This window comes from Pseudomonas sp. SM4, assembly GCF_051913165.1.
GTDB lineage: Bacteria > Pseudomonadota > Gammaproteobacteria > Pseudomonadales > Pseudomonadaceae > Aquipseudomonas.
The window spans coordinates 153,495-179,165 of the sequence record NZ_JBODOE010000004.1 but is presented as its reverse complement, the minus strand read 5'-3'; the positions used below and the strand labels follow the sequence as shown (position 1 = coordinate 179,165).

The following is a 25,671-nucleotide window of genomic DNA, read 5'->3' as shown; positions in this document are numbered from 1 at the left end:
CTGCAATGACTACTATTCCTACCGACATCAAACTGCACAAAGCCTCGAAAACCCTGACGCTCACCTACGCGTCCGGCGAGGAATACACCCTGCCCGCCGAATTCCTGCGCGTGCATTCACCCTCCGCCGAGGTCCAGGGCCACGGCAAACCGATCCTGCAATTCGGCAAGCTCAACGTCGGTCTGAGCAAGCTGGAACCGGCCGGTCACTACGCACTGAAACTGACCTTCGACGACGGTCACGACAGCGGCTTGTTCACTTGGGAATATCTCTACGAGCTGGGGCGACGTCATGACGCACTCTGGGCCGATTATCTGGCCGAGCTGAAAGCGGCCGGCAAGACCCGCGATCCGAACGAGTCAGTCGTCAAGCTGATGCTCTAGCCCGTGCCTTGCGCTCATTAGAGGGCATTTTCTAAATTCATCTGTTTGAATGCTCCGCTGTGTGGCCGAGGATCGGCCCGCTTGCGAAAAAAATTAAACTCGGGTAACCAATGGAGCTGGCAAGTTCCCTGCAGTGCTCTACGACTGTAAAGCAGCTATGCAGAATTAACGGTCACCCGAGCAGTAGTACCTGGCATTGGCTGTGGAACTGCACAGCAGAAAACCGGGTACTCGTCTCAGGACAATGGAGCGTCGTAGATGAGTAACAAGAATAACGATGACCTGAAGTACCAAGCCTCGGAAAACACCTTGGGGCTTAATCCCGTCGTTGGGCTGCGCGGAAAGGATCTGCTGGCCTCTGCTCGCATGGTGCTGAAACAGGCCATCAAACAACCGATCCATAGCGTTAAGCACGTCACCCATTTCGGCCTCGAACTGAAGAACGTGCTGTTCGGCAAATCCGAACTGCAACCGGCTGGCGATGACCGTCGCTTCGCTGATCCTGCGTGGAGCCAGAACCCGCTCTACAAACGTTATCTGCAAACCTACCTGGCGTGGCGCAAGGAACTCCACTCCTGGATTGATGACAGCAGCCTCTCCCCCAAAGACATCGCGCGCGGTCACTTCGTCATCAACCTGATGACTGAAGCCATGGCCCCGACCAACACCGCCGCCAACCCGGCTGCGGTCAAACGCTTCTTCGAAACCGGCGGCAAGAGCCTGCTCGACGGCCTCTCGCATCTGGCCAAGGATCTGGTCCACAACGGCGGCATGCCGAGCCAGGTCAACATGGGCGCGTTCGAGGTCGGCAAGAGCCTCGGCGTGACCGAAGGCGCGGTGGTGTTTCGCAACGACGTGCTGGAGCTGATCCAGTACAGGCCGATCACCGAGCAAGTCCACGAGCGCCCTTTGCTGGTGGTGCCGCCGCAGATCAACAAGTTCTACGTATTCGATTTGAGCCCGGACAAGAGTCTGGCGCGCTTCTGCCTGCGTAATAACGTGCAGACGTTCATCGTCAGCTGGCGCAACCCGACCAAGGCGCAGCGCGAGTGGGGCCTGTCGACGTATATCGATGCGCTGAAAGAAGCGGTCGACGTGGTCACCGCGATCACCGGCAGCAAAGACATCAACATGCTCGGCGCCTGCTCCGGTGGCATTACCTGCACCGCCCTGCTTGGCCACTACGCGGCGATCGGCGAGAAGAAGGTCAATGCCCTCACGCTGCTGGTGAGTGTGCTCGACACGACGCTGGACAGCGACGTCGCCCTGTTTGTCGACGAGCAGACCCTGGAGACCGCCAAACGTCACTCGTACCAGGCCGGTGTGCTCGAAGGCAAAGACATGGCCAAGGTCTTCGCGTGGATGCGCCCCAACGATCTGATCTGGAACTACTGGGTCAACAACTACCTGCTCGGCAACGAGCCGCCGGTGTTCGACATCCTGTTCTGGAACAACGACACCACAAGGTTGCCAGCGGCGTTCCACGGTGACCTGATCGAGATGTTCAAAAACAACCCACTGATCCGCCCGAATGCACTGGAAGTGTGCGGCACACCGATCGACCTCAAGCAGGTCACCGCCGACATCTTCTCGCTGGCTGGCACCAACGACCACATCACGCCGTGGAAGTCCTGCTACAAGTCGGCGCAATTGTTCGGTGGCAAGGTGGAGTTCGTGCTGTCGAGCAGCGGGCACATCCAGAGCATCCTCAATCCGCCGGGCAACCCGAAATCGCGTTACATGACCGGCGAAGAGATGGCCGCGAATGCCGATGACTGGCAGGAAAACTCGACCAAGCACACCGATTCCTGGTGGCTGCACTGGCAGGCGTGGCAGGCCGAACGCTCGGGCAACCTGAAAAAGGCCCCGTTGAAACTGGGCAACAAGGCACACCCGGCCGGAGAAGCTTCGCCGGGCACTTACGTACACGAGCGGTAACTGACACCACCCCTCCCTGTAGGAGCTGCCGAAGGCTGCGATCTTTTGACTTTTGATTTTTAAACAACAAGATCAAAAGATCGCAGCCTTCGGCAGCTCCTACATGGGGGTGGTGAATTTAAATCCACAGGGCCTGACGCATGCCGCAACCGTTCATATTCCGTACCGTCGATCTGGATGGTCAAACCATCCGCACGGCGGTGCGCCCCGGCAAGCCTCACTTGACGCCCTTGCTGATTTTCAACGGCATCGGTGCCAACCTGGAGCTGGTGTTTCCGTTTGTCGCGGCGCTGGATCCGGATCTGGAAGTGATCGCCTTCGACGTCCCCGGTGTCGGCGGCTCTTCCACGCCTAATCGGCCGTACCGCTTTCCCGGCCTGGCCAAGCTGACCGCGCGGATGCTCGATTACCTCGACTACGGCCAGGTCAACGTCATCGGCGTGTCGTGGGGTGGTGCGCTGGCGCAGCAATTCGCCTACGACTACCCCGAACGCTGCAAGAAACTGGTGCTGGCGGCGACTGCGGCCGGTGCGGTGATGGTGCCGGGCAAACCGAAAGTGCTGTGGATGATGGCCAGCCCGCGGCGCTACATTCAGCCTTCGCACGTGATTCGGATCGCGCCGCTGATCTACGGCGGCTCGTTCCGCCGCGACCCGACGCTGGCGGCCAGCCACGCGGCGAAAGTGCGTTCGGCCGGCAAGCTCGGTTATTACTGGCAGCTGTTCGCAGGCTTGGGCTGGACGAGCATTCACTGGCTGCACAAGATCCATCAGCCGACGCTGGTGCTGGCCGGTGACGACGATCCGCTTATCCCGCTGATCAACATGCGCATGCTCGCCTGGCGCATTCCCAACGCGCAGTTGCACATCATCGATGACGGCCATCTGTTCCTGATCACCCGCGCCGAAGCCGTGGCGCCGATCATCATGAAATTCCTCCAGGAGGAACGGCAGCGCGCGGTGATGCACCCGCATCCGACACCGCTCGGCGGTTGACCCCGGCGGCAGGCTTTATGCACGGCTTAAGCAAAGAGTGCGCGGCAGGACGCCGCGCAGGCAGTAACCCGTAACAGCGTCTATGGTGTTCTGGTTCGGTGAATGTGTTTTTGACCTGAAGACGAAGGAGTGTTGAGTCATGCGCGAAAAACCAGCGACGGGCGTAGTGCCCAGCCCCGCCGTGTTCATCAATGCACAAAGTGCGATCACCGGCCTGCGCGGCCGGGACCTGATCTCGACCTTGCGCAGCGTCGCCGCCCATGGCCTGCGCAACCCGATTCACAGCGCGAAGCACGCCTTGAAACTCGGCGGCCAACTGGGCCGCGTCTTGCTCGGCGACACCCTGCACCCGACCAATCCGAACGACAGCCGTTTTGCCGATCCGGCATGGAGCCTCAATCCGTTTTACCGGCGCAGCTTGCAGGCGTATCTGGCCTGGCAGAAGCAGGTCAAAAGCTGGATCGACGACAGCGACATGAACCCGCAAGACCGCGCCCGCGCGCACTTCGCCTTCACCCTGCTCAATGACGCCGTGGCGCCGTCCAATACGTTGCTCAATCCGCTGGCAATCAAAGAGCTGTTCAACTCCGGCGGCCACAGCCTGGTGCGCGGCCTCAGCCATTTGTTCGATGACTTGCTGCACAACGATGGCTTGCCCCGGCAAGTAACCAAGCAGGCTTTTGAAGTCGGTAAAACCGTGGCGACTACTACCGGCTCGGTGGTGTTTCGCAACGAGATGCTGGAGCTGATCCAGTACAAGCCGATGAGCGAAAAACAGTACGCCAAGCCGCTGCTAGTGGTGCCGCCGCAAATCAACAAGTACTACATTTTCGACCTCAGCCCGCACAACAGCTTCGTCCAGTACGCGCTGAAAAACGGCTTGCAGACGTTCATGATCAGTTGGCGCAACCCGGATGTACGCCATCGCGAATGGGGCCTGTCGACGTATGTCGAGGCGGTGGAAGAGGCGATGAACATCTGCCGGGCGATCACTGGCGCCCGCGAGGTCAATCTGATGGGCGCTTGCGCCGGTGGGCTGACCATCGCCGCCCTGCAAGGGCATCTGCAGGCCAAACGGCAACTGCGGCGGGTCTCCAGCGCGACCTATCTGGTCAGCCTGCTCGACAGTGAAATCGAAACCTCGGCCACGCTGTTCGCCGATGAGCAAACCCTCGAAGCGGCCAAGCGCCGCTCGTATCAAAAAGGCGTGCTCGACGGTCGTGACATGGCCAAGGTCTTCGCGTGGATGCGCCCCAACGATTTGATCTGGAGCTACTTCGTCAACAACTACCTGTTGGGCAAAGAGCCGCCGGCCTTCGACATCCTCTACTGGAACAACGACAACACCCGCCTGCCCGCCGCGTTTCACGGCGACTTGCTGGACTTCTTCAAGCACAACCCGCTGACCCATCCGGGCGGGCTGGAAGTGTGCGGCACGCCGATTGACCTGCAGAAAGTTACCGTCGACAGCTTCAGCGTCGCCGGCATGAACGACCACATTACCCCGTGGGACGCGGTGTATCGCTCGACCTTGCTGCTCGGTGGCGAGCGACGTTTCGTGCTGTCCAACAGCGGCCATGTGCAGAGCATTCTCAACCCGCCGAGCAACCCGAAAGCCGCGTATGTCGAGAACGGCAAGATGAGCAGCGACCCGCGCGCCTGGTACTACGACGCCAAACACGTCGACGGCAGCTGGTGGCCACAGTGGCTGGAATGGATTCAACAGCGATCCGGCGCCCAGCACGAAACTTCATTCACCCTCGGCAACCCGAACTATCCACCGATGGAGGCAGCGCCCGGTACCTACGTGCGCGTGCGCTGACGCTTAACCGAACTTTTCTAAGAAGACTGGATGAAAACCCGCGACCGGATTCTCGAATGTGCTTTGCAATTGTTCAACGAAAAGGGTGAGCCGAACGTCTCCACCATGGAAGTTGCCAACGAAATGGGCATCAGCCCCGGCAACCTCTACTACCACTTTCATGGCAAGGAACCGTTGATTCTCGGGTTGTTCGAACGCTTCCAGAATGAACTGGCGCCGCTGCTGGATCCGCCGTCCGACGTGGAGTTGGCGCCGGAGGATTACTGGCTGTTTTTGCATTTGATCGTCGAGCGGCTGGCGCAGTACCGCTTTCTGTTTCAGGACCTGTCGAACCTGGCCGGGCGGCTGCCGAAACTGGCCAAGGGCATTCGTCATCTGCTCAATGCACTGAAGCGCACGCTGGCGTCGTTGCTGGCGCGGTTGAAGGCGGCGGGGCAGTTGGTCAGCGATACCCAGGCGTTGGGGCAACTGGTCGAGCAGATCACCATGACGCTGCTGTTTTCGCTGGATTATCAGCGGATTCTGGACCGTGAAGGTGAGGTTCGTTTGGTCGTGTACCAGATCATGATGTTGGTGGCACCGCACCTGCTGCCGCCGGTAAAAGTCGCCACCGAACGTATGGCCCTGCAATACCTCGAAGACCACGAGTAACCCGGAATCAAAAGATCGCAGCCTTCGGCAGCTCCTACAGGGGGAATGTGTACCTCTGTAGGAGCTGCCGAAGGCTGCGATCTTTTGATCTTCAAACAAAAACGCCCGACCTTCACAGGCCGGGCGCTTTATTTTGCCCTGATGAATCAGGACTGACTGGTTGGCGTCGACGGCGTCGATGCAACAGTCGGGGTTGCGACTGGAGTCGGTGCGGCGGCGGAGTTCGACGCGCTCACCGGAGCTGCCGGGGTGGCCGGCTTGGCTGCAGCAGGTGCTGCTGGCTTCGGCGCGGCGGCTTTCGCAGCAGCTGGTTTTTTCACAGCAGGCTTCTTCGCCGCAGCCGGTTTGGCCGCAGGCTTGGCAGCCGGTTTGGCGGCAGCGGTTTTCGCTGCTGGCTTGGCCGCTGGTTTCGCTGCAGTTTTAGCTGCAGGTTTAGCGGCCGGTTTGGCAGCGGCTTTGGCGGCAACCGGTTTGGCTGCGGCTTTTGCTGCTGGCTTGGCGGCGGCCGTTTTCGCAGCAGGCTTGGCCGCTGCTTTTGCTGCGGGTTTAGCCGCCGCTTTGGCCAGAGGCTTGGCAGCGGATTTTGCCGCTGGTTTGGCCGCTGCGGTTTTGGCTGCCGGTTTTGCTGCTGCGGTTTTCGCCGCCACAGGCTGAGCTTTCAGACCGGTCAGTTTTTCGATCTGTTTGGTCAGTGTGTCGACCTTGCTGTTGAGCGCTTTGACTTCATTGCGGCTCGGTACACCGAGGCGCGAAATCGCGCTGTTCAGGCGCTTGTCGAAAGCCCCTTCCAGCTCGTCCCACTTGCCCAGTGCGCGATCTTTCACGCCGCTGATGCGCGACTTGGCCGACGAAGCGGAATCCTTGGCGGCATCGACTTTTTTGCCGACTGCAGACTTGGTGAGCTTCTCGGCTTTCTCGCCGTCTTTGACCAATGTATCGAAGAGCTTGCTGCCGTCAGTGTCGATCTTCGAGTACACGCCTAAACCAGCCAGCCAGATTTTGCGGGAGTAGTCTTCGACTTTCCCGATCCACGAGCTGCCTTCTTTATCGGTGTTCTTTTTACCAGCCATCCCGTTCTCCTTAAGATTTACGCGCGACGCGTTCGAGCAATGCCGTCAGCTCATCGAGCTTAGCAGAGAGTGTCTCAACGTCATGTTTAGACGGAATGCCGATACGATTCAAGGCGCTTGCGACACGGGAGTCGAACGCCTTCTCGACCTTGTCGAGTTGAACTTCGACGCGACCTTTGAAAGAACTCACTTCACCCTTGGCTTCATCGATCTCGGCGTTGGCCGCTTCGAGCTTTTCGGTGACGGCTTTTTTGCCTTTCTTTTCAACAGTTTGACCAGCTTTGATCAGCTCTTGAAAGTAGTCGCTGCCCTCTTGGCCGACCTTGGCGTAGGCACCCAGGCCTGCCAGCCAGATCTTGCGGGCATAGGATTTGACGTCGCTCAGAGCAGTTGTCGAAGCGTCGATTTTTTTCTTCAAAATAACTTTGGCCATGGTGCACCTCACGCGCAGAAGGTTTGAGGAACTGCCCGGACAAGTGTCGGGCTCAGGCACAAAGTAGGCAGAAAAATTAGAAACGGCACCCTAACAACTGACATGAATCGGTGGTGCCTGAATGAAAAGATCGCAGCCTTCGGCAGCTCCTACAGGGGAATGTGTACCTCTGTAGGAGCTGCCGAAGGCTGCGATCTTTTGATGTTCAGACCAACGCTTTGTCGAGGGCTTTTTCGATTTCGGCTTTGATCATGCCGCTCATGGCCGACATCATGATGCCCAGTTCAACGTCGACCTTGATCGAATCGTCCGCCACATGCACCGCGCCTTTCACGCCCGAACGTTTGAGGTTCAGGGTGTCGCCCGACCATTGCGGCTCCAGGCCATATTGCTCGGAGAGTTTTTGCGCCAGCTTGTCGGCCTTCTCGCGGGCGGCTTCCTTGCCCAGGTTGTGGGCACGTTCAACAGTGATTTTGGCCATTGATTGACTCCTGCTTTTTGAATGGGGCGAAAAAGATATGTCGGTAAATCTTGACCGCCGCTGCGGCAAATCGTCCCGAAGGTTGCCCATCTTACCTTTAGCCATTCCAAGACAAAGCATGGCTTGGGGATTAGAATGTCGCGCATTCTCTTTTGGTGACAGCGATATGACTGATCAGCGCAAAGGCAGCGATGCCGAACCCACCACTCACTTCGGCTTCAAAAACGTTCCGGAAAGCCAGAAAGCGGAAAAAGTCGCTGAGGTTTTCCACTCGGTAGCCGCCAAGTACGACCTGATGAACGACCTTCTGTCGGGCGGCATGCACCGTTTGTGGAAGCGTTTCGCGATCGAACTGTCGGGCGTGCGCAGCGGTAACCGCGTGCTGGACATCGCCGGCGGTACTGGCGATCTGACCAAAAAATTCTCGCACCTGGTCGGCCCGACCGGTCAGGTGGTCCTGGCTGACATCAACGAATCGATGCTCAAGGTCGGTCGTGACCGCCTGCTCGACCTGGGTGTCGCCGGCAACGTCGAATTCGTTCAGGCGGACGCGGAAAAACTGCCGTTCCCGGACAACCATTTCGACTGCGTGACCATCGCCTTCGGCCTGCGCAACGTGACGCATAAAGAAGACGCCCTGCGCTCGATGCTGCGCGTGCTCAAGCCCGGCGGTCGTTTGCTGGTGCTGGAATTCTCCAAGCCGACCAACGCATTGATGTCGAAAGCCTACGACGCCTACTCGTTCGCCTTCATGCCGCTGATGGGCAAGCTGATCACCAATGACTCGGAAAGCTATCGCTATCTGGCCGAATCGATCCGCATGCACCCGAATCAGGAAACCCTGAAGTCGATGATGGTCGACGCCGGTTTCGACCGCGTGACCTATCACAACATGACCGCAGGCATCGTCGCCCTGCACCGCGGCATCAAGCCCTGATGTTGCTCACCGGGCTGCTCGCCAGCGTTGAACTCGGCCTTAACCGGGTGCTGCGTCTCGACAGCACGGCGCTGCCGCGGCTGGCGCATTTGACCGGCAAGGTAATTGCCGTCGACTGCCGCAGCCCGGCGCTGCAACTGTTCATCCTGCCGAGCGACGAAGGTCTGATGCTGGCCTCGCACTGGGAAACCGGTGTCGACTGCACCCTGCGTGCGCCGGCTTCGAGCCTGATCAAACTGGCCGTGAGCAAAGACAAGACCGCGGTGCTGCACGCCCCGGAAGTCGAGCTCGATGGCGACAGCGGCGTGCTGCTGGAGCTGGCCGGCGTGCTGCAGGATCTTGAGCTGGACTGGGAGTACGAACTCTCGCGCTGGCTCGGCCCGGTCGCCACGCAACTGGTCGGTGGCCATCTGCGCAGTCGCGCACGCTGGTATCAACAAGGATTTGCCAGCCTCAACCAGAATCTCGCCGAATACCTCGCCGAAGAATCGCGCACCCTCGTCGGGCAGCGCGAAGCCGAAGCACGGTTCAGCGAACTGGACCGGATCAAACTTGATCTGGAACGTCTCGAGGCGCGTTTCGAGCGCCTTTCCCGATCCCTCGACCCAAGCGATAACGCATGAAGCTGCTTGCCGTCCGCCGTCTGTTGCGCATCCAGCGCGTCGTGATCCGCTACCGCCTCGATGACCTGCTGTTCGATCTGCCGCTGCCCTGGTTCCTCCTGGCGCTGCGCTATGTGCTGCCATGGCGCTGGTTCCCGCGCAAGCCGCTGGATCTGAGCCGGGGCGCGCGTTTGCGTCTGGCGTTGCAGGATCTCGGGCCGATTTTCATCAAGTTCGGGCAGATTCTCTCGACCCGCCGCGATTTGCTGCCGGAAGACATCGCCGATGAGCTGATGCGCTTGCAGGATCGCGTGCCGCCGTTCGATTCACAGCTGTCGATCAAGTTGATCGAAGAACAGCTGGGCAAGAAGATCAGCGACGTGTTCAGCCGCTTCGACGTCGAACCGCTGGCCTCGGCCTCGGTGGCGCAGGTGCATGCCGCGCAGCTGAAAACTGGCGAAGAAGTGGTGGTCAAGGTGATCCGCCCGGGCCTGAAACCGATCATCGCGCAGGATCTGGCGTGGCTGTTCATCCTTGCCCGCGCGGCTGAAAAACTGTCTGCCGACGCGCGTCTGCTGCACCCGGTCGACGTGGTGCAGGACTACGAAAAAACCATCTACGACGAACTCGATCTGCTGCGCGAGGCGGCCAACGCCAGCCAGTTGAAGCGCAACTTCGAAGGTTCGCCGCTGCTGTACGTGCCGCAAGTCTATTGGGACTGGTGCCGGCCGAAAGTGCTGGTGATGGAGCGCATCTACGGCATTCAGGTCACCGATCTGGCGACCCTCGCCGATCAGCGCACCGACATGAAAATGCTCGCCGAGCGTGGCGTGGAGATCTTCTTCACCCAAGTGTTCCGCGACAGTTTTTTCCACGCCGACATGCACCCGGGCAACATTTTCGTCAGCACCGTCAACCCGTGGAGCCCGCAATACATCGCGATCGACTGCGGCATCGTCGGCAGCCTGACCCCGGAAGACCAGGATTATCTGGCGCGCAACCTGTTCGCCTTCTTCAAGCGTGACTACCGTCGCGTGGCGCAGTTGCACATCGATTCGGGCTGGGTGCCGGCAGAAACCAAACTCAACGAATTCGAAGCGGCAATCCGTACGGTGTGCGAACCGATCTTCGAAAAACCGTTAAAAGATATTTCATTTGGCCAGGTGCTGATGCGCCTGTTCCAGACCGCACGCCGCTTCAACATGGAAGTGCAGCCGCAACTGGTGCTGCTGCAAAAGACCCTGCTGAACATCGAAGGTCTTGGCCGTCAGCTGTATCCGGATCTGGATCTGTGGAACACCGCGCAGCCGTTTCTGGAGCGCTGGATGCGCGAGCGCGTCAGCCCGAAAGCCTTGCTCGGCAACGTGCAGAGCCAGTTTGAACAGTTGCCGCACCTGGCCAACATGGCCCGCGATCTGCTCGAACGCATGTCCCAGCCGCATGCCTACGACCCGCCGCCGCCATGGCACAAACGCAAGGACGACTGGTTCCTGCGCCTGCTCGGTTGCGCGCATCTGGCCGGCGGGGTGATCCTCGCCATCGGTGGCCCGCTAAACGAATTGGGGCATTGGCCAGCCGGAATCATGGTGGCCGTGGGCTTGTATCTGGTCGTTCGCCGATAGCACGAATCAGCTGCAAGTTATAAGCTGCGAGCTGCAAGCCTGACGATACTGGAACACCGCAATCTGCTTTTACTTGCAGCTTGAAGCTCAAAGCTTGTAGCTGCGTTTCGGGAATTGAAGATGAAAAACTGGCTGGACGAGATCAAGTGGGACGCTGATGGCCTGGTGCCGGCGATTGCCCAGGATCACAAGACCGGACGCGTGCTGATGATGGCCTGGATGAACCGCGAAGCGCTCGAACTGACCGCTGCGGAAAACCGTGCAATCTACTGGTCACGTTCGCGTGGCAAGCTGTGGCGCAAGGGCGAAGAGTCCGGCCATGTGCAGACCTTGCATGAGATGCGTCTGGACTGTGACGCCGACGTGATCATCCTGATGGTTGAACAGATCGGCGACATCGCTTGCCATACCGGCCGTCAAAGCTGCTTTTACCGTGTCTTCGAAAACGGCGACTGGAAGACAGTCGACCCGGTCCTGAAAGACCCGCACGCTATCTATTCTGCAGGACACAAACATGAGTGACACCCTGACCCGCCTCGCTCAGGTACTTGAAGAGCGCAAAGGCGCAGCCGCCGACAGCTCCTATGTAGCTAGTCTGTATCACAAGGGTTTGAACAAGATTCTGGAGAAAGTCGGCGAAGAGTCGGTCGAAACCATTATTGCCGCCAAGGATGCCGCCATCAGCGGCGACTGCAGCGACGTGATTTACGAGACCGCCGACCTGTGGTTCCACAGCATGGTCATGCTCGCCCAACTGGGGCAGCATCCGCAGGCTGTGCTCGATGAACTGGATCGCCGCTTCGGCCTGTCCGGACACGTCGAGAAAGCCTCGCGTCCGTCCGCCTGAACAATTTTTAGAGAGGAACAGCAACATGGGCATTTTTGACTGGAAACACTGGATCGTCATTCTGGTAGTCGTGGTGTTGGTGTTCGGCACCAAGAAACTGAAAAACCTCGGCACTGACGTTGGCGAGTCGATCAAAGGCTTCCGCAAAGCCATGAACGACGATGAAAAACCCGCCGCTGATCCAACCGTGACGCCTGCGCAGCCAGTGCCACCGGTGCAGCCGCAAGCCACCGCTCAGGCCAACCCGCCGCACACCATCGATGTGCAGGCGCAGAAAGTCGAAGAGCCGATCCGCAAAGACGTGTGAGCACTGACTAATGTTTGGTATCAGCTTCTCTGAACTGCTGCTCGTCGGCCTCGTTGCCCTGCTGGTGCTGGGCCCCGAGCGTCTGCCGGGCGCTGCGCGCACCGCTGGCCTGTGGGTCGGACGACTGAAGCGCAGCTTCAACGCGATCAAACAGGAAGTTGAACGTGAAATCGGTGCCGACGAGATTCGTCGGCAACTGCACAACGAGCACATTCTGTCGCTGGAGCAGGAAGCGCGGAAGATTTTCAGCCCGGTTCAGCAAGAGCCGACGCCGGTTGAGCATGTAGGTCAGCAGACGATTCATGCGCCGACTGCACCTGTTGTGCCTGCTCCGACACCTGCACCTGCTGCCGTTGTAGCACCGACAGAACCGGCGCCAGTCGTTGTCGCGGAACAGTCTGTTGAACACGTTGCGCCAAACGCCGCGCCGATCACCCCAGCGCCTCAAGACTCCACTCTGCCGCCGCGAGCCCCATGAGCGATCTCCCCGAAAACGACCAGCACATGCCGCTGGTTTCGCACCTCACCGAGTTGCGCACCCGCCTGCTGCGTTGTGTGGCGGCGATCTTCATTATCTTCGCCGGGTTGTTCGCCTTCACCCAGCAGATCTACACCTTCGTCTCGACGCCGCTGCGCCAGTACCTGCCGGTCGGCGCGACGATGATTGCCACGGATGTGTCGTCGCCGTTCCTGACGCCACTGAAGCTGACGATGATGGTCTCGCTGTTCCTTGCGATCCCGGTGATCCTGCATCAGATCTGGGGCTTCATCGCGCCAGGCCTGTACAAGCATGAAAAACGCATCGCGGTGCCGCTGCTGGTGTCGAGCATCCTGCTGTTCTACACCGGCATGGCGTTCGCCTATTACTTCGTGTTCCCGCTGATCTTCAAATTCTTCGCCGCTGCCACCCCGGCCGGCGTGGAAATGATGACCGACATCGCCAGCTACCTCGATTTCGTCATGACGCTGTTCTTCGCCTTCGGCGTAGCGTTCGAGATCCCGGTGGCCGTGGTGCTGCTGGTGTGGATCGGCGTGGTCGACGTCAAATACCTGAAGAAGATCCGCCCGTACGTGATCATCGGCTGCTTCGTGGTTGGCATGATCCTGACGCCGCCGGACATCTTCTCGCAGACGCTGCTGGCCGTGCCGATGTGGATGCTGTTTGAAATCGGCATTCTGTTCGGTGGTTTGATCAGCAAGCGCGAACGCCCGGAAGAAACCCCGGCCGACGACCACAACGACCAGCCGCCAGCGACCCAGGCATGAACCTGCTGTTGCTCGAAGAGGCCGATTTCATTGCGGCCGACCGCGTGGTGCTGCGTGATCGTCGCCTGACCCATATGCAGGAAGTTCACCGCTCGGAAGTCGGTGACAGCCTGCGCGTCGGGCGCATCAACGGGCTGATGGGTTCGGCCGAGTTGCTGCGCCTGGAAGCGGGTGAAGCCGAACTGCGCGTGACCCTCGATCAGCCGCCACCGGCCAAACTGCCGTTGACTCTCGTGCTGGCGCTGCCGCGTCCGAAAATGCTCCGCCGGGTGTTTCAGACCGTGGCGACCATGGGCGTGTCGAAGGTGATTCTGGTCAACAGCTATCGGGTCGAAAAAAGCTTCTGGCAGACACCGTTTCTTGAGCCTGAGGCGATTCGCGAAAACTTGATCCTCGGCCTCGAACAGGCCCGCGATACCGTGTTGCCGGAAATCATCATCGAAAAGCGCTTCAAGCCTTTCGTTGAAGACCGACTGCCGGCGATTACCGAAGGCACTCTCGGTCTGGTCGGCCACCCCGGTAACTATCCGCCGTGCCCGCGCGCCCTCAGCGAACCGGTCACCCTGGCCATCGGCCCCGAAGGCGGCTGGATTCCCTACGAGATCGACCTGCTGGGCAAGTCCGGCCTGCAACCGGTGCAACTCGGCGAGCGCATCCTGCGCGTCGAAACCGCCGTCACCGCCCTCCTCGCCCGCCTCTTTTAAGCGTCGCCCAATCCCCGGTAGGAGCTGCCGAAGGCTGCGATCTTTTGATGTTGTTTTTTAGAAGCAAGATCAAAAGATCGCAGCCTCGTTTCACTCGACAGCTCCTACAGGATGGCGGCGCCTCGGATAAATGGTGTTACAGATTGCCATCACTCGGCCGATACCCTCCCCATAAGTCCAATTAGTGGGTCGGGGAGTGGTCGCATGTACCGTTGGTTAGCCGAGAATCTTGGAAACGTCAGCGTCAAACGCAAGCTGGGTATTGGTTTCGGCCTGGTGCTGTTGCTGACGCTGTTGATCACCTTCACCGGCTGGACCGGCATGAACGGCATCATCAGCCGCGGTGACAAACTGGGGTTCATCTCCAGCCTCAATGAGCTGACCAAGGACTTGCGCATTGCGCGGTTCGAATATGACACCCGCCGTGGCGAACAAGGCCCTGGCGCGGTCAACGAGTTGCTGAATAAACTCGACAGCGGTCTGCAAACCGCCCGCAGCCTGATCGAACAACCGTCCGATGCCGCCATGGTTGATCAGCAACTGGCCGCCGTCGCCGAGTACAAACGCGCTTTTGCCGACATGGCCCAGGCCACCGTGCAACGTGAAGACGCGCGCAGCAAGCTCGGCGCCAGTGCCGACAACGCCGTGGCCAAGGTCGCCGAAGTGGAAAAATCCCTGCTGCAGGGCGACAGCGTCGCGCAATTCAACAGCGTGATCGAGCTGAGCAAACTGCTGCAACAGGCGCGTTATCAGGTTCGCGGCTACACCTACAGCGGCAAGGCTGAAGCCGAGCAACCGGCGCTGGACGCCATCGACAGCGCTCTGAAAAACCTCGAGAGCCTGCCGGCGAAACTGCCGGAACAGCACATCGCCAACCTGCAACAGGCCACTGACTCGATCAAGGCCTATCGCGCGGCGGTCGCTCAGTTCCGCGACTCCCAGGTCACCAACGCCAAGTCCCTCGCGCGAATGTCAGCGCAAGGCGACATCCTGATCGACCTCAGCAAGAAGCTCACCGCCTCGCAGACCATCGTGCGCGACACCGACGCCGCCCACGCCAAAAACATGCTGCTGATTGCCACTGCGCTAGCCCTAGCGTTCGGCCTGCTCGCTGCGTGGGCAATCACTCGCCAGATCATCATCCCGCTGCACCAGACCCTGAAAGTCGCCGAGCGCGTGGCCGCTGGCGACCTGACCCACAACCTTATCTCCCTGCGCCGCGACGAACTCGGGCAGTTGCAACGCTCGATGCAGAGCATGACCCAAGGCCTGCGCGAGTTGATCGGCGGCATCAGCGATGGCGTCACCCAGATCGCCAGCGCTGCTGAGGAACTCTCGGCCGTGACCGAGCAGACCAGCGCCGGGGTCAACAATCAGAAAATCGAGACCGATCAGGTCGCCACCGCCATGAACGAAATGGCTGCCACCGTGCAGGAAGTCGCGCGCAACGCCGAGGAAGCCTCCGAAGCGGCCGTGGCTGCCGACCAACAGGCCCGTGAAGGCGACAAAGTCGTCGGCGAAGCCATCGCGCAGATCGAGCGTCTGGCCGTTGAAGTCGGTCACTCCACCGAAGCCATGGGCGAGCTCAAGCGCGAAAGCGACAAGATCGGCAGCGTCCTCGACGTGATCAAATCCGTGGCCCAGCAAACCAACCTGCTGGCCCTCAACGCGGCCATCGAAGCGGCGCGTGCCGGTGAAGCCGGGCGTGGTTTCGCCGTGGTCGCCGACGAAGTGCGCAGCCTCGCCCAGCGCACGCAGAAGTCCACCGAAGAGATCGAAGAGCTGATCGTCGGCTTACAGAACGGCACTCAGCAAGTCGCAACGATCATGGACAACAGCCGCACCCTGACTGACAGCAGCGTCGAGCTGACCCGTCGCGCCGGTGGTTCGCTGGAGAGCATCACGCGCACCGTGTCGGCGATTCAGGCGATGAACCAGCAGATTGCCGCGGCGGCCGAGCAGCAGAGCGCGGTGGCGGAAGAGATCAACCGTAGCGTGCTGAATGTGCGGGACGTGTCGGATCAGACGTCGGCGGCGAGTGAAGAGACGGCGGCGTCCAGCGTTGAGCTGGCGCGGTTGGGGACGCACTTGCAGATGCTGGTGGGGCGATTCAAGGTTTGAGGTGATTCATCCACCTCGGTTCGCTTGGAACCGGGGTGATGCTATCGCTGGCAAGCCAGCTCCCACAGTGAATTAGCTGAACACAAACTTTGTGATCGACTACAAACCCTGTGGGAGCTGGCTTGCCAGCGATGGCGTCCGAGAGGACGCCGCAGTTACAGAACCTGGCGCAGGAAGGCCTGAGCCCTCGGGTCCTTCGGTGCATCGAAGAACTCTGCCGGCGCGGCATCTTCGAGCAATTTGCCGTGATCGAAAAACAACACGCGATCCGCCACTTCCCGAGCAAAACCCATCTCGTGCGTGACGCAGACCATGGTCATGCCTTCCACGGCCAGGTTCTTCATCACGTCCAGCACCTCACCGACCATTTCCGGGTCGAGCGCCGAGGTCGGCTCGTCAAACAACATCACCTTCGGCTCCATCGCCAGCGCCCGGGCAATTGCCACGCGCTGTTGCTGACCGCCCGACAGGCGTGACGGAAACTCGTTGGCCTTCTGTGCAATACCGACTTTCTGCAGCAACTCCATCGCCTTGGCCTCGCGCTCTTTCTTACCGCGCTTGCGCACGACTTTCTGCGCCAGACAGAGGTTTTCCAGCACGGTCATGTGCGGAAACAGGTTGAAATGCTGAAAGACCATGCCGACTTCGCGGCGGTAGGCGTTGACGTCGGTTTTCGGGTCAGCCAGTTGCAGGCCGTCGATGCTCACCGAGCCGGAGTCGAACTCCTCCAGGCCATTGAGGCAACGCAAGAAGGTCGACTTGCCGGACCCCGACGGGCCGATCACCACCAGCACTTCGCCCTTGGCCACCGTGGTGCTGACGTTATCCACCGCGCGCACCACTTGGCCACGGGTGTCGAAGACTTTTACCAGTTCGCGGACTTCAATCACTTTGCGCGAGCCTCCGCTCAAGCCGGCTGGCGATTTTCGACAGCGGCAGGTTGATCAACAGGTACAGGCCGGCGACGCAGAACAGAATTTCGAACGGCGAGAACGAGGTGGTGATGACTTCACGGCCACTTTTCAGCAGTTCGGTGATGGCGATCACCGACACCAGCGAGGTGTCCTTGACCAGACTGATGAACTGCCCGGCCAGCGGCGGCAGCACGCGTTTCAGCGCTTGCGGCAGCACCACGTGGCGCATCGACTGGCCGGCACTCAGACCGAGCGAACGTGCCGCTTCGTTCTGGCCACGGGCAATCGACTGCACGCCGGAACGGATGATCTCAGCCACGTAGGCACCGGTGAACAGCGACAGCGCAGCGATCCCGGCGAATTCGCGGGACAGGTTCATCACCGTGCCGATGAAGAAGTAGAAAATGAAAATCTGCACCAACAGCGGCGTGCCGCGTACCAGTTCGACGTAGATGGTCGAGAGGTCGCGCAAGGTCGGGTTGTTGGACAGACGGCACAGGCCGGTGACCAGGCCGATCAGCAATCCCAGAATCCCCGACACCACCGACAACCAAAGCGTCGTCCACAGGCCCCACAACAGCGGCCCTGCCGCCCAATGGCGAGTGACACCCACGACGTCGCCTTCGGCCACATCGTCGCCCTGAGCGAATTGCAGGCTGTTCTCGTCGACAGTCAGGTGCTGCTCGTCACCGGCGTCGTTGCGCAGGGTGACTTGCGCGCTGCTGCCCTTGCGCACGAGTTCAGTGACGGTGGAAATGTCCGTGGCACGCTGGGTTTCTTCAGCCTGATAGGCGAAGTACTGCGGCACGCGGTTCCAGCGCCATTCGTAGGACATCAGCGACGTCGCGTAATACAACGCGCCGGCGAGGCCGACCAGCACCAGCACGGTGAGGACGTGCCAGGGCCATTGGGCTTTTTTCTGTTTCATTGCAGGTTCTCGGATGATCGTTCCCACGCTCTGCGTGGGAATGCCGCTCGGGACGCTCTGCGTCCCTGCCTGATCGTGACGCGGAGCGTCACAGGATGCGTTCCCACGCAGAGCGTGGGAACGATCAGCAGATGCACGTTATTCCATGTCCTTGAGCCACTCGGTGCTCTTGAACCACTTGTCATGGATGCGATCGTAGGTGCCGTCTTCGTGGATCTGGTGCAGGAAGTTGTTGATGAAGTTGATGCTGTCGTAATCGCCCTTCTTCAGACCAAACGCCAATGGCTCGTAGGTGAACGGCTTTTCGAGGAACACCAGTTTGCCGGCGCCGACCTTGGTCACCGCAACAACGTTGTACGGCGCGTCGTAGATGAAGGCGTCAGCCTTGCCGTTGACCACATCGAGCACGGCTTCCTGCTCGTTGTCGTAGCCGTGGTACTTGGCTTTGGAGATCAGCTTCTTGGCAACCATTTCACCGGTGGTACCGAGCTTGGAGGTGATGCGGTAGTCCGCGGTGTTCAGGTCTTTGTAGGACTTGATGGTGCCTTCCAGCTCTTTGCGGATCAGCAAGGTCTGGCCGACAACGATGAATGGTTCGCTGAAGTTCAGGCGCAGGTTGCGCTCCTGAGTCAGGGTCATGCCGCTGCCGATCATGTCGAATTTGTCAGTCATCAGCGCCGGGATGATGCCGTCGTAACCGGTGGAAACCAGCTCCAGTTTGACGCCCATGGCCTTGGACATGGCTTTGAGGATGTCGACTTCGAAGCCGATGATTTCGCCGCGCTTGTTGGTCATTTCGAATGGCATATAGGTCGGATCCATACCGACTTTCAACGTGCCACGCTTGACCGCGTCATCGATTGCGCCAGCCTGGGCCGCATTGACTGCAACCAGTGCCGTGACGCCGACCAGCAGCATCGACAGATACTTCTTCATCTTCAAGTCCCCAAAACCATTGCGTTTGCGGCGCGAAAACCAACAGAGACGGGCAAAAAAGCCCGGGTGCGCCAATTCGGGGACGGATGCTAACGCACTCGTCCGTTTGCACAAGGTTTTTTGCCGGGAATTGTTGTTACGGGGAGGGATTGAAAAGCAAAAGATCGCAGCCTCCGGCAGCTCCTACAGGTGTTCACATAATCCTGTAGGAGCTGCCGAAGGCTGCGATCTTTTTATCAGGCCGGTTGCGCCTGCAGACTCACCGGTTGCAACGGCAGCAACGGCGCATGCGGATCGGCTTTCACCGAAGCGCGCCAGGCATCCAGCCACTCGGCGTGACCTTCCGCCCAGACCTGCTCATGCAAACGGGCCAGGGCAACAGGGTCGCTCAGCAGTTGCAGACGATCATGGTTGTTCAGCCCGGCCGGGCCGACCTTGATCGCGTGACGCACACGCTCCTGACGCAGCCACTCGATCGGCTCGGCCTGACCGTGACGCGAGGTCGCCAGCGAGCACGCCAAAGCGTTCTGCTGCGGATCGACCACCGCGCGGACGAAGCCGTCGTTTAGAGCGTGGTAACGATTTTCGTGGGTGTACTGATCGGTCGCCAGCAGCGCCTGTGGCGGATTGTATTCCTCAGGGATGAGGAACAGGCTCTCGTCACGGGATTTCAGGCCCAGGCCGACACGGCTGGAGATCACCGACACCGGGATCGACAGCATCAGCGAACCGACGATCGGCACCAGCCACCAGAGGAAGCTCGGGTTCAGCCAGATCACCAGCAGCGCCCAGCAGAAACCCAGCAAAGTTTGCGGGCCGTGGCGTTTGACCGCTTCGCTCCAAGGCGTCGAGTCGTCGTCACGTTGCGGCGAGTTCCAGGTCGCAGCCCAGCCGAGGAACGCGGCCAGCACGAAACGCGTGTGGAAAATCATCCGCACCGGCGCCAGCAGCATGGAGAACAACATCTCCAGCAGCATCGACAGGGTCACCTTGAACTTGCCGCCGAACTCTTTCGCGCCCTTGGCCCAGATCAGGATGATGCTCAACAGTTTCGGCAGGAACAGCAGCACGATGGTCGTCGAGAACAGCGCGATCGCCTTGTCCGGGTGCCATTGTGGCCACAGCGGATAGAGCTGACGCGGTTCAAGGAAGTACTGCGGCTCCATCAGCGTGTTCACCGCCAACAGCGCGGTCGACAACACGAGGAAGAAGAACCACAACGGCGCCGACAGGTACGACATCACGCCGGTGAGGAACACCGCGCGGTGCACCGGGTGCATGCCTTTGACCAGGAACAGACGGAAGTTCATCAGGTTGCCGTGGCACCAGCGACGGTCACGCTTGAGTTCGTCGAGCAGGTTCGGCGGCAGTTCTTCGTAGCTGCCCGGCAAATCGTAGGCAATCCACACGCCCCAACCGGCACGGCGCATCAGCGCGGCTTCAACGAAGTCGTGAGACAGGATCGCACCGGAGAACGCCCCTTTACCTGGCAACGGCGCCAGGGCGCAGTGGTCGATAAACGGCTTCATGCGGATGATCGCGTTGTGACCCCAGTAGTGGGATTCACCCAACTGCCAGAAGTGCAGACCGGCAGTAAACAGCGGGCCGTACACGCGGGTCGCGAACTGCTGCATGCGCGCATACAGGGTGTCCATGCCCGACGCACGCGGCGCGGTCTGGATGATCCCGGCATCCGGCGTGGCTTCCATCAAGCGCACCAGACTGGTCAGGCACTCGCCGCTCATCACCGAGTCAGCGTCGAGCACGACCATGTACTTATAGTCACCGCCCCAACGACGGCAGAAGTCGTCGAGGTTACCGCTCTTGCGTTTTACCCGACGGCGGCGGCGGCGATAGAAGATTTTGCCGAAACCTTTGGCTTCACGGCAGACGTCCAGCCAGGCCTGTTGCTCGGCGACACAGATGTCGGTGTCATTACTGTCGCTGAGGACGAAGAAGTCGAAGCGATCCAGATCACCGGTGGCAGCGACCGATTCGAACGTAGCGCGCAGACCGGCGAAAACACGCGGTACGTCCTCGTTGCAGATCGGCATCACCAACGCGGTACGCGCGTCTTTGGCAATCGGCTCGTTGCCCGCACTTTTGCCGGAGATACGGTATTTATCGTGACCGGTGAGCAACTCGAGGAAGCCCATCAGCGCCGTCCAGAAACCGGCCGACACCCAGCAGAACAGAATCCCGAACAGAATCAGGATGCTGGTTTGCAGCGCATACGGCAGCACTTGCGTGGCGGTTTGCAGCAGCGGCTGGTGCAGGACTTCGTCGAGATCGACGAACGACCAGCCCTGGTACGGCATGATGCCTTTCATGTACCAGCCAGCGACGATGGTCTGGCCGAGCATCAGCACCAGCAGAATGTAGCGGCGAATCGAACCGACGGTACGCCAGCGCGCGGCCGGCAGAACGTTTTCGTCCTTCGGCGGCTGTGGCGGGTTGGTGCGACCGGTCATGCGGCGCCAGCCACGCACCAGAATATTGGTGCGCCACGGCTCCGGTACCACCTTGGTGCGGCGGATCGGCGGCGTCGCCTTCAGGCTGACGCGACCGCTGGCGTCGAGCACCAGCATCTCCGCTTCTTCCAGCTGTTCGGCAGTGCTCAGGACCAGGCGCTTGCCCACCGAAGCCTGGGCGGCCTCGGCAGGTGCGTCGAAGGTTGAAGACGACAGGCGTTCATGCAGCTCGCTGAACGACTGGCAGCCCGCGAGTTCCGCGCGCTGCTCGTCGGTCATCGGCAGATGCGCCAGATACTCGGAAAGAGTCTCTGGCTGTACTTGAGAGTTACTCATCGGCAGGCAACTGATAGCTCCAGGTCTCGGTCAGGACTTCTTCAGTCGGTGCCGATTCCGGTGTGGCTGGGGCCGCGTCGGCAGCAACTGGCTGCTTGGCGTCTTTGTTGGCCTTGTCCTTGGCATCTGCAGCTGGCTTGGCGTCGGCCTGTTTGGCCTCGGCAGCCTTGGCTTCCTTGTCGAGTTTCTCTTGTTGCTTGGCGGCAACCTTGTCGGCCTTGGCGACGGACGAGTTGGACGCCGGCACCGATTTCGCCAGATCAGCAGTCACGACTGGCTGAACCAGGGCGGCACGCATCTCGGTCGACTTGCTCGCGTCCTTGATTTTCATCCGCAGGGTCAAGCGCCAGCCTTTGGTTTCCGGGTTGTAGCGCACGCTGTTTTCGACCAGTTCGGCGTTGTCGCCAACACTGACCTGACTGCGCACGTCGGCATCCGGGGTCAGCGCGGCCAGCGATGGACCTTCGAAGTCGACCAGATACGCAACGCTGCCGTCCGGCTGACGGATCAGGTTCGATTGCTTGACGTCACCGGTCGAACGCAGAGTCTGCGAAACCCAGGCGCTGTCCGGCGCATGAATCGCCGCTTCGTCCATGGTCCAGTGCATGCGGTAAGCGAAGTCCAGTGGCTGGCCCGGCTCCGGCATTTTTTCCGGGCTCCAGAACGCAACGATGTTGTCGTTGGTTTCGTCAGCGGTCGGAATCTCTACCAGATCAACGGTGCCCTTGCCCCACTCGCCCTTCGGCTCGATCCAGGCGCTTGGGCGCTTGTCGTAGCGATCGTCGAGGTCTTCGTAGTGGCTGAAGTCGCGGCCACGTTGCAGCAGACCGAAACCACGCGGGTTCTCGATGCTGAAGTTGCTCACGGCCAGGTGTTTCGGGTTGTTCAACGGGCGCCAGATCCACTCGCCATTGCCGGCATGGATCGACAGACCGCTGGAGTCGTGCAGTTCACGACGGTAGTTGAGGACTTTCGACGGCTGGTTGGCGCCGAACAGGAACATGCTGGTCAGCGGCGCGATGCCCAGTTTGCCAACCTTGTCACGCAGGAACATCTGCGCCTTGACGTCGACAATGGTGTCGCTGCCCGGACGCAGGATCAGGCGGTAGGCACCGGTGGCGCGCGGCGAATCGAGCAACGCGAAGATCACCAGATGCTTGTCGCCCGGCTTCGGCTGTTGAATCCAGAACTCGCGGAAACGCGGGAATTCTTCGCCCGACGGCAGCGCGGTATCAATCGCCAGACCACGCGCCGAGAGGCCGTAGGTGTGGCCCTTGCCGACAACGCGGAAGTAACTCGCGCCGAGCATGGTCATGATTTCGTCTTGCTTGTCGGCCTTGTTGATCGGGTACAGCACACGGAAACCGGCATAACCCAGTTGTTCGGTGGCTTTCGGATCGAATTTCAGGTCGCCGAAATCGAAGCGTGTCGGATCGTATTTGATCTCTTCGACGGTGTTCGCGGTGATTTCGTTGATTTTCACCGGCGTATCGAAGTGCATACCCTGGTGATAGAAGGAAAGTTTGAACGGGGTCTTCTGATCAGCCCACTCAGCCTTTTCGGTGAGGAAGCGGATTTTCTGATAGTCCGCGAACTTCATGTCGCGGAACTCGTTCGGCAGATTGCTGCGCGGGGCTTCGAACTTCTGCCCGGCCAGTTCTTTAGCTTTCGCCGATACATCGTCAAGATTGAACGCCCAAAGCTGGCCGGCGCTGAGCAGGCACAGGAGCGCCGAGCCCGCTACCAGAGCACTTCGCACGCGTTTGGCAGACAATTTTGCTGCATTACAGGGACTAACAATCACGAGCAACCCTCGCCGAAAACAGATCAAAAAACCAACGGCCAGCAAGCCGTCTGTGTGGCCATTTTTGTCAGCTTATTTCGGTTCCAGGGAGTCAGATACTGCGTTGCTGCTCCTCCCCATAGCAAGCTATGAGTCGTCGCAGCGCCTTGTCTCTGACTCCCTGGCCCTCGAAATAATGCTGGCAAAAATGGCCGTACAGACCGCTCATACCAGGTTGGCGAGCATTGTTCCGACTCCGCTGGGGCAAAATGATTCCCCAATCGGATCCGGACAAGTCTCTACCTAAGTCAAAATGGACCAACGAACGCTGATCCCCGTAGCGCGCGATTATCTAGTAGCCCGCATGACAACGCATCAGGGGTAACAAAGTATTTATCGCGAAAAATGCCTGTTTTCAGTCGAAATGCCCTTAAAAAGATGTTTCAAGCGCTTTCAAGTCTGTAACAGGAAGGTTACCGGTCCATCATTGACCAGGTGCACCTGCATATCCGCGCCGAATCTACCTGATGCCACAGTGCCATGCACCTGTTTCGCTTGGCTTAATAGATAGTCGAATAATTCCTCGCCCAGCGCCGGAGGGGCGGCGCTCGAGAAACTCGGTCGCAACCCGCTTTTGGTGTCGGCAGCCAGGGTGAACTGAGAGACCAGCAGCAACCCGCCACCAACATCGGCGAGGGACAGATTCATCTTGCCCTCGGCGTCGCTGAATACCCGATAGTTAAGCAGCTTATGCAGAAGTTTGTCGGCGCTGGCACGCGTGTCGTCGGGTTCTACCGCCACCAGCACCAGCAAACCTTGATCGACCGCCCCGACTACCTCACCCGCGACTTCAACACGCGCACCGCGAACGCGCTGTAAAAGCCCCTTCATGCTTCTTCGGGCGGCAGGTCGAGCAGACGCCGGGCCATGTTGCCCGCCGCACGCACCAGTGCATCGGTGATGCCCGGTTCGGAAGCGGCGTGGCCGGCATCGCGGATCACCTGCAGTTCGCTGTTCGGCCACGCTTGATGCAATTCCCAGGCATTGTCGAGCGGGCAGATCACGTCATAACGACCGTGAATGATCACGCCCGGCAGATGGGCGATCTTGCCCATGTCACGAATCAGCTGGTTCGGCTCCAGGAAAGCATTATTGGTGAAGTAGTGGCACTCGATCCGCGCAATCGACAGCGCGCGTTGCGGCTCGGAGAAGCGATCGACCACCAGCGGGTTCGGTCGCAGTGTTGCGGTGCGCCCTTCCCACGTCGACCAGGCTTTGGCCGCGTGCATCTGCGCGATCTGGTCGTTGCCGGTCAGGCGTTTGTGGAAAGCGCTGAGCAGGTCGTCGCGCTCGTCCAGCGGAATCGGTGCGATGTAGTCCTGCCAGTAATCGGGGAACAGACGGCTGGCGCCAGCCTGATAGAACCACTCGATTTCCTGCGGACGGCAGAGAAAGATCCCACGAAGAATCAGACCGTGGACACGCTCAGGGTGGGTTTGCGCGTAGGCCAGCGCCAGGGTCGAACCCCACGAACCGCCGAACAGCACCCATTTGTCGATGCCCAGGTGTTTGCGGATGCGCTCAAGGTCGGCGACCAAATCCCAGGTGGTGTTGTTTTCCAGGCTGGCGTGCGGCGTGGAGCGCCCGCAACCGCGCTGGTCGAAGGTGACAATGCGATAGAGGTTCGGATCGAAATAGCGACGGCTTTGTGCGTCGCAACCGGCGCCGGGGCCGCCGTGGATGAACACAACCGGCAAACCCTCCGGTGAACCGCTTTCGTCGACATACAGCGTATGGGTGTCATCGACAGCCAGATCGTGCCGGGCGTGAGGTTTGATCTGCGGAAACAAAGTCTGCATTGCGCGCTCCGTAAAGGATCGAGGTCATCCCTGGGGGGACATCTATTATTCTGCCGTTGGGCATCATAAACCCGATTTACGTCAATGAGCATGCTCAGGACATGAATCAAAACTCGCTCCTTTGTAGGAGCTGCCGAAGGCTGCGATCTTGATCGTTCCCACGCTCCGCGTGGGAATGCAGCCCGTGATGCTCCGCATCACTGGACGCGGAGCGTCCCAAGAGGCATTCCCACGCAGAGCGTGGGAACGATCAAGAAGATCAAAA

The 25,671-nt window shown here is 59.9% G+C and carries 25 protein-coding genes and 1 pseudogene; 16 read left to right on the top strand and 10 right to left on the bottom strand.

All coding sequences use genetic code 11. The annotated features are described in order from the left end of the window. The first annotated feature begins 5 nt into the window (after positions 1-5). From ACQ4MY_RS09200 to ACQ4MY_RS09180, 5 genes are all read left to right on the top strand, one after another. On the top strand, positions 6-383 hold the full coding sequence (locus tag ACQ4MY_RS09200; RefSeq protein WP_008080638.1) for a gamma-butyrobetaine hydroxylase-like domain-containing protein: 378 nt from the start codon (positions 6-8) through the stop codon (positions 381-383). A gap of 258 nt (positions 384-641) precedes the next feature. Then, the gene (gene phaC, locus ACQ4MY_RS09195; RefSeq protein WP_008080636.1) at positions 642-2,321 is read left to right on the top strand and encodes a class II poly(R)-hydroxyalkanoic acid synthase; all 1,680 of its coding nucleotides are present in this window, start codon (positions 642-644) and stop codon (positions 2,319-2,321) included. A gap of 140 nt (positions 2,322-2,461) precedes the next feature. After that, positions 2,462-3,316, top strand: a complete 855-nt coding sequence (gene phaZ, locus ACQ4MY_RS09190) for a poly(3-hydroxyalkanoate) depolymerase (RefSeq protein ID WP_008080635.1) — start codon at positions 2,462-2,464, stop codon at positions 3,314-3,316. 139 nt (positions 3,317-3,455) lie between these two features. Further along, a complete protein-coding gene (phaC, locus tag ACQ4MY_RS09185) occupies positions 3,456-5,138 on the top strand; it encodes a class II poly(R)-hydroxyalkanoic acid synthase (protein WP_440094844.1) in 1,683 nt (560 codons plus the stop codon). Positions 5,139-5,168: 30 nt separating this feature from the next. Next, positions 5,169-5,789: a TetR/AcrR family transcriptional regulator gene (locus ACQ4MY_RS09180; protein ID WP_008080633.1), complete on the top strand. Its 621-nt coding sequence runs from the start codon at positions 5,169-5,171 to the stop codon at positions 5,787-5,789. Positions 5,790-5,935: 146 nt separating this feature from the next. Here the strand turns inward: ACQ4MY_RS09180 and ACQ4MY_RS09175 are convergent, their stop codons facing one another. The 3 genes from ACQ4MY_RS09175 to ACQ4MY_RS09165 form a co-directional block, all read right to left on the bottom strand. Continuing rightward, a complete protein-coding gene (locus ACQ4MY_RS09175) occupies positions 5,936-6,859 on the bottom strand; it encodes a phasin family protein (protein ID WP_414895021.1) in 924 nt (307 codons plus the stop codon). Positions 6,860-6,869: 10 nt separating this feature from the next. Continuing rightward, complete coding sequence (locus tag ACQ4MY_RS09170; protein ID WP_008080629.1) at positions 6,870-7,292, bottom strand: phasin family protein; 423 nt, start codon at positions 7,290-7,292, stop codon at positions 6,870-6,872. A gap of 205 nt (positions 7,293-7,497) precedes the next feature. Beyond that, complete coding sequence (locus tag ACQ4MY_RS09165) at positions 7,498-7,773, bottom strand: polyhydroxyalkanoic acid system family protein (RefSeq protein ID WP_077570393.1); 276 nt, start codon at positions 7,771-7,773, stop codon at positions 7,498-7,500. Between the two features lie 166 nt (positions 7,774-7,939). On the opposite strand from ACQ4MY_RS09165, the gene ubiE reads away from it, so the two are divergent. The 11 genes and pseudogenes from ubiE (at position 7,940) to ACQ4MY_RS09110 (ending at position 16,179) form a co-directional block, all read left to right on the top strand. Then, positions 7,940-8,710: a bifunctional demethylmenaquinone methyltransferase/2-methoxy-6-polyprenyl-1,4-benzoquinol methylase UbiE gene (gene ubiE / locus ACQ4MY_RS09160; protein ID WP_008080626.1), complete on the top strand. Its 771-nt coding sequence runs from the start codon at positions 7,940-7,942 to the stop codon at positions 8,708-8,710. Continuing rightward, on the top strand, positions 8,710-9,333 hold the full coding sequence (locus ACQ4MY_RS09155; RefSeq protein WP_007909360.1) for a ubiquinone biosynthesis accessory factor UbiJ: 624 nt from the start codon (positions 8,710-8,712) through the stop codon (positions 9,331-9,333). The genes ubiE and ACQ4MY_RS09155 overlap by 1 nt, the downstream gene beginning before the upstream one ends. Further along, positions 9,330-10,934: a ubiquinone biosynthesis regulatory protein kinase UbiB gene (gene ubiB / locus ACQ4MY_RS09150; protein ID WP_008080624.1), complete on the top strand. Its 1,605-nt coding sequence runs from the start codon at positions 9,330-9,332 to the stop codon at positions 10,932-10,934. Before ACQ4MY_RS09155 ends, ubiB begins: the two co-directional genes overlap by 4 nt. Before the next feature lie 120 nt (positions 10,935-11,054). Next, positions 11,055-11,456, top strand: coding sequence for a phosphoribosyl-AMP cyclohydrolase (hisI, locus tag ACQ4MY_RS09145; RefSeq protein ID WP_007909357.1), 402 nt, complete (start codon positions 11,055-11,057; stop codon positions 11,454-11,456). Continuing rightward, a complete protein-coding gene (locus ACQ4MY_RS09140) occupies positions 11,449-11,781 on the top strand; it encodes a phosphoribosyl-ATP diphosphatase (RefSeq protein ID WP_003220849.1) in 333 nt (110 codons plus the stop codon). Before hisI ends, ACQ4MY_RS09140 begins: the two co-directional genes overlap by 8 nt. Before the next feature lie 25 nt (positions 11,782-11,806). After that, positions 11,807-12,088: a twin-arginine translocase TatA/TatE family subunit gene (locus ACQ4MY_RS09135; protein WP_003220847.1), complete on the top strand. Its 282-nt coding sequence runs from the start codon at positions 11,807-11,809 to the stop codon at positions 12,086-12,088. 10 nt (positions 12,089-12,098) lie between these two features. Next, entirely contained in the window at positions 12,099-12,566 is a 468-nt protein-coding gene (gene tatB, locus ACQ4MY_RS09130; RefSeq protein ID WP_440094843.1) for a Sec-independent protein translocase protein TatB, read from the top strand. Then, positions 12,563-13,354 (top strand): twin-arginine translocase subunit TatC, encoded by a 792-nt coding sequence (tatC, locus tag ACQ4MY_RS09125; RefSeq protein ID WP_008080622.1) that lies wholly within the window; start codon positions 12,563-12,565, stop codon positions 13,352-13,354. Before tatB ends, tatC begins: the two co-directional genes overlap by 4 nt. Beyond that, the gene (locus ACQ4MY_RS09120) at positions 13,351-14,058 is read left to right on the top strand and encodes a 16S rRNA (uracil(1498)-N(3))-methyltransferase (RefSeq protein ID WP_008080621.1); all 708 of its coding nucleotides are present in this window, start codon (positions 13,351-13,353) and stop codon (positions 14,056-14,058) included. Before tatC ends, ACQ4MY_RS09120 begins: the two co-directional genes overlap by 4 nt. Positions 14,059-14,169: 111 nt before the next feature. Further along, positions 14,170-15,324 (top strand): annotated as a pseudogene (locus ACQ4MY_RS09115) (methyl-accepting chemotaxis protein); the annotation flags it as partial. Next, positions 15,307-16,179, top strand: coding sequence for a methyl-accepting chemotaxis protein (locus ACQ4MY_RS09110; protein ID WP_371262351.1), 873 nt, complete (start codon positions 15,307-15,309; stop codon positions 16,177-16,179). The pseudogene ACQ4MY_RS09115 and the gene ACQ4MY_RS09110, both read left to right, overlap by 18 nt. A gap of 155 nt (positions 16,180-16,334) precedes the next feature. On the opposite strand, the gene ACQ4MY_RS09105 is transcribed toward ACQ4MY_RS09110, so the two are convergent. From ACQ4MY_RS09105 to pip, 7 genes are all read right to left on the bottom strand, one after another. Next, a complete protein-coding gene (locus ACQ4MY_RS09105) occupies positions 16,335-17,069 on the bottom strand; it encodes an amino acid ABC transporter ATP-binding protein (protein ID WP_064117071.1) in 735 nt (244 codons plus the stop codon). Then, positions 17,062-18,021 carry an amino acid ABC transporter permease gene (locus ACQ4MY_RS09100; RefSeq protein WP_034152979.1) on the bottom strand — a complete coding sequence of 320 codons (960 nt, stop codon included), beginning with the start codon at positions 18,019-18,021 and terminating at the stop codon, positions 17,062-17,064. Before ACQ4MY_RS09100 ends, ACQ4MY_RS09105 begins: the two co-directional genes overlap by 8 nt. Positions 18,022-18,159: 138 nt before the next feature. Next, positions 18,160-18,957 (bottom strand): transporter substrate-binding domain-containing protein, encoded by a 798-nt coding sequence (locus tag ACQ4MY_RS09095; RefSeq protein WP_440094842.1) that lies wholly within the window; start codon positions 18,955-18,957, stop codon positions 18,160-18,162. 236 nt (positions 18,958-19,193) lie between these two features. Beyond that, positions 19,194-21,764 (bottom strand): glucans biosynthesis glucosyltransferase MdoH, encoded by a 2,571-nt coding sequence (gene mdoH / locus ACQ4MY_RS09090; protein ID WP_440094841.1) that lies wholly within the window; start codon positions 21,762-21,764, stop codon positions 19,194-19,196. Next, entirely contained in the window at positions 21,757-23,568 is a 1,812-nt protein-coding gene (locus tag ACQ4MY_RS09085) for a glucan biosynthesis protein G (protein ID WP_008080613.1), read from the bottom strand. Before ACQ4MY_RS09085 ends, mdoH begins: the two co-directional genes overlap by 8 nt. 432 nt (positions 23,569-24,000) lie before the next feature. Continuing rightward, complete coding sequence (gene dtd / locus ACQ4MY_RS09080) at positions 24,001-24,438, bottom strand: D-aminoacyl-tRNA deacylase (RefSeq protein WP_008080612.1); 438 nt, start codon at positions 24,436-24,438, stop codon at positions 24,001-24,003. After that, positions 24,435-25,406 (bottom strand): prolyl aminopeptidase, encoded by a 972-nt coding sequence (gene pip, locus ACQ4MY_RS09075; protein WP_008080611.1) that lies wholly within the window; start codon positions 25,404-25,406, stop codon positions 24,435-24,437. The genes dtd and pip overlap by 4 nt, the downstream gene beginning before the upstream one ends. Positions 25,407-25,671: the final 265 nt, after the last annotated feature.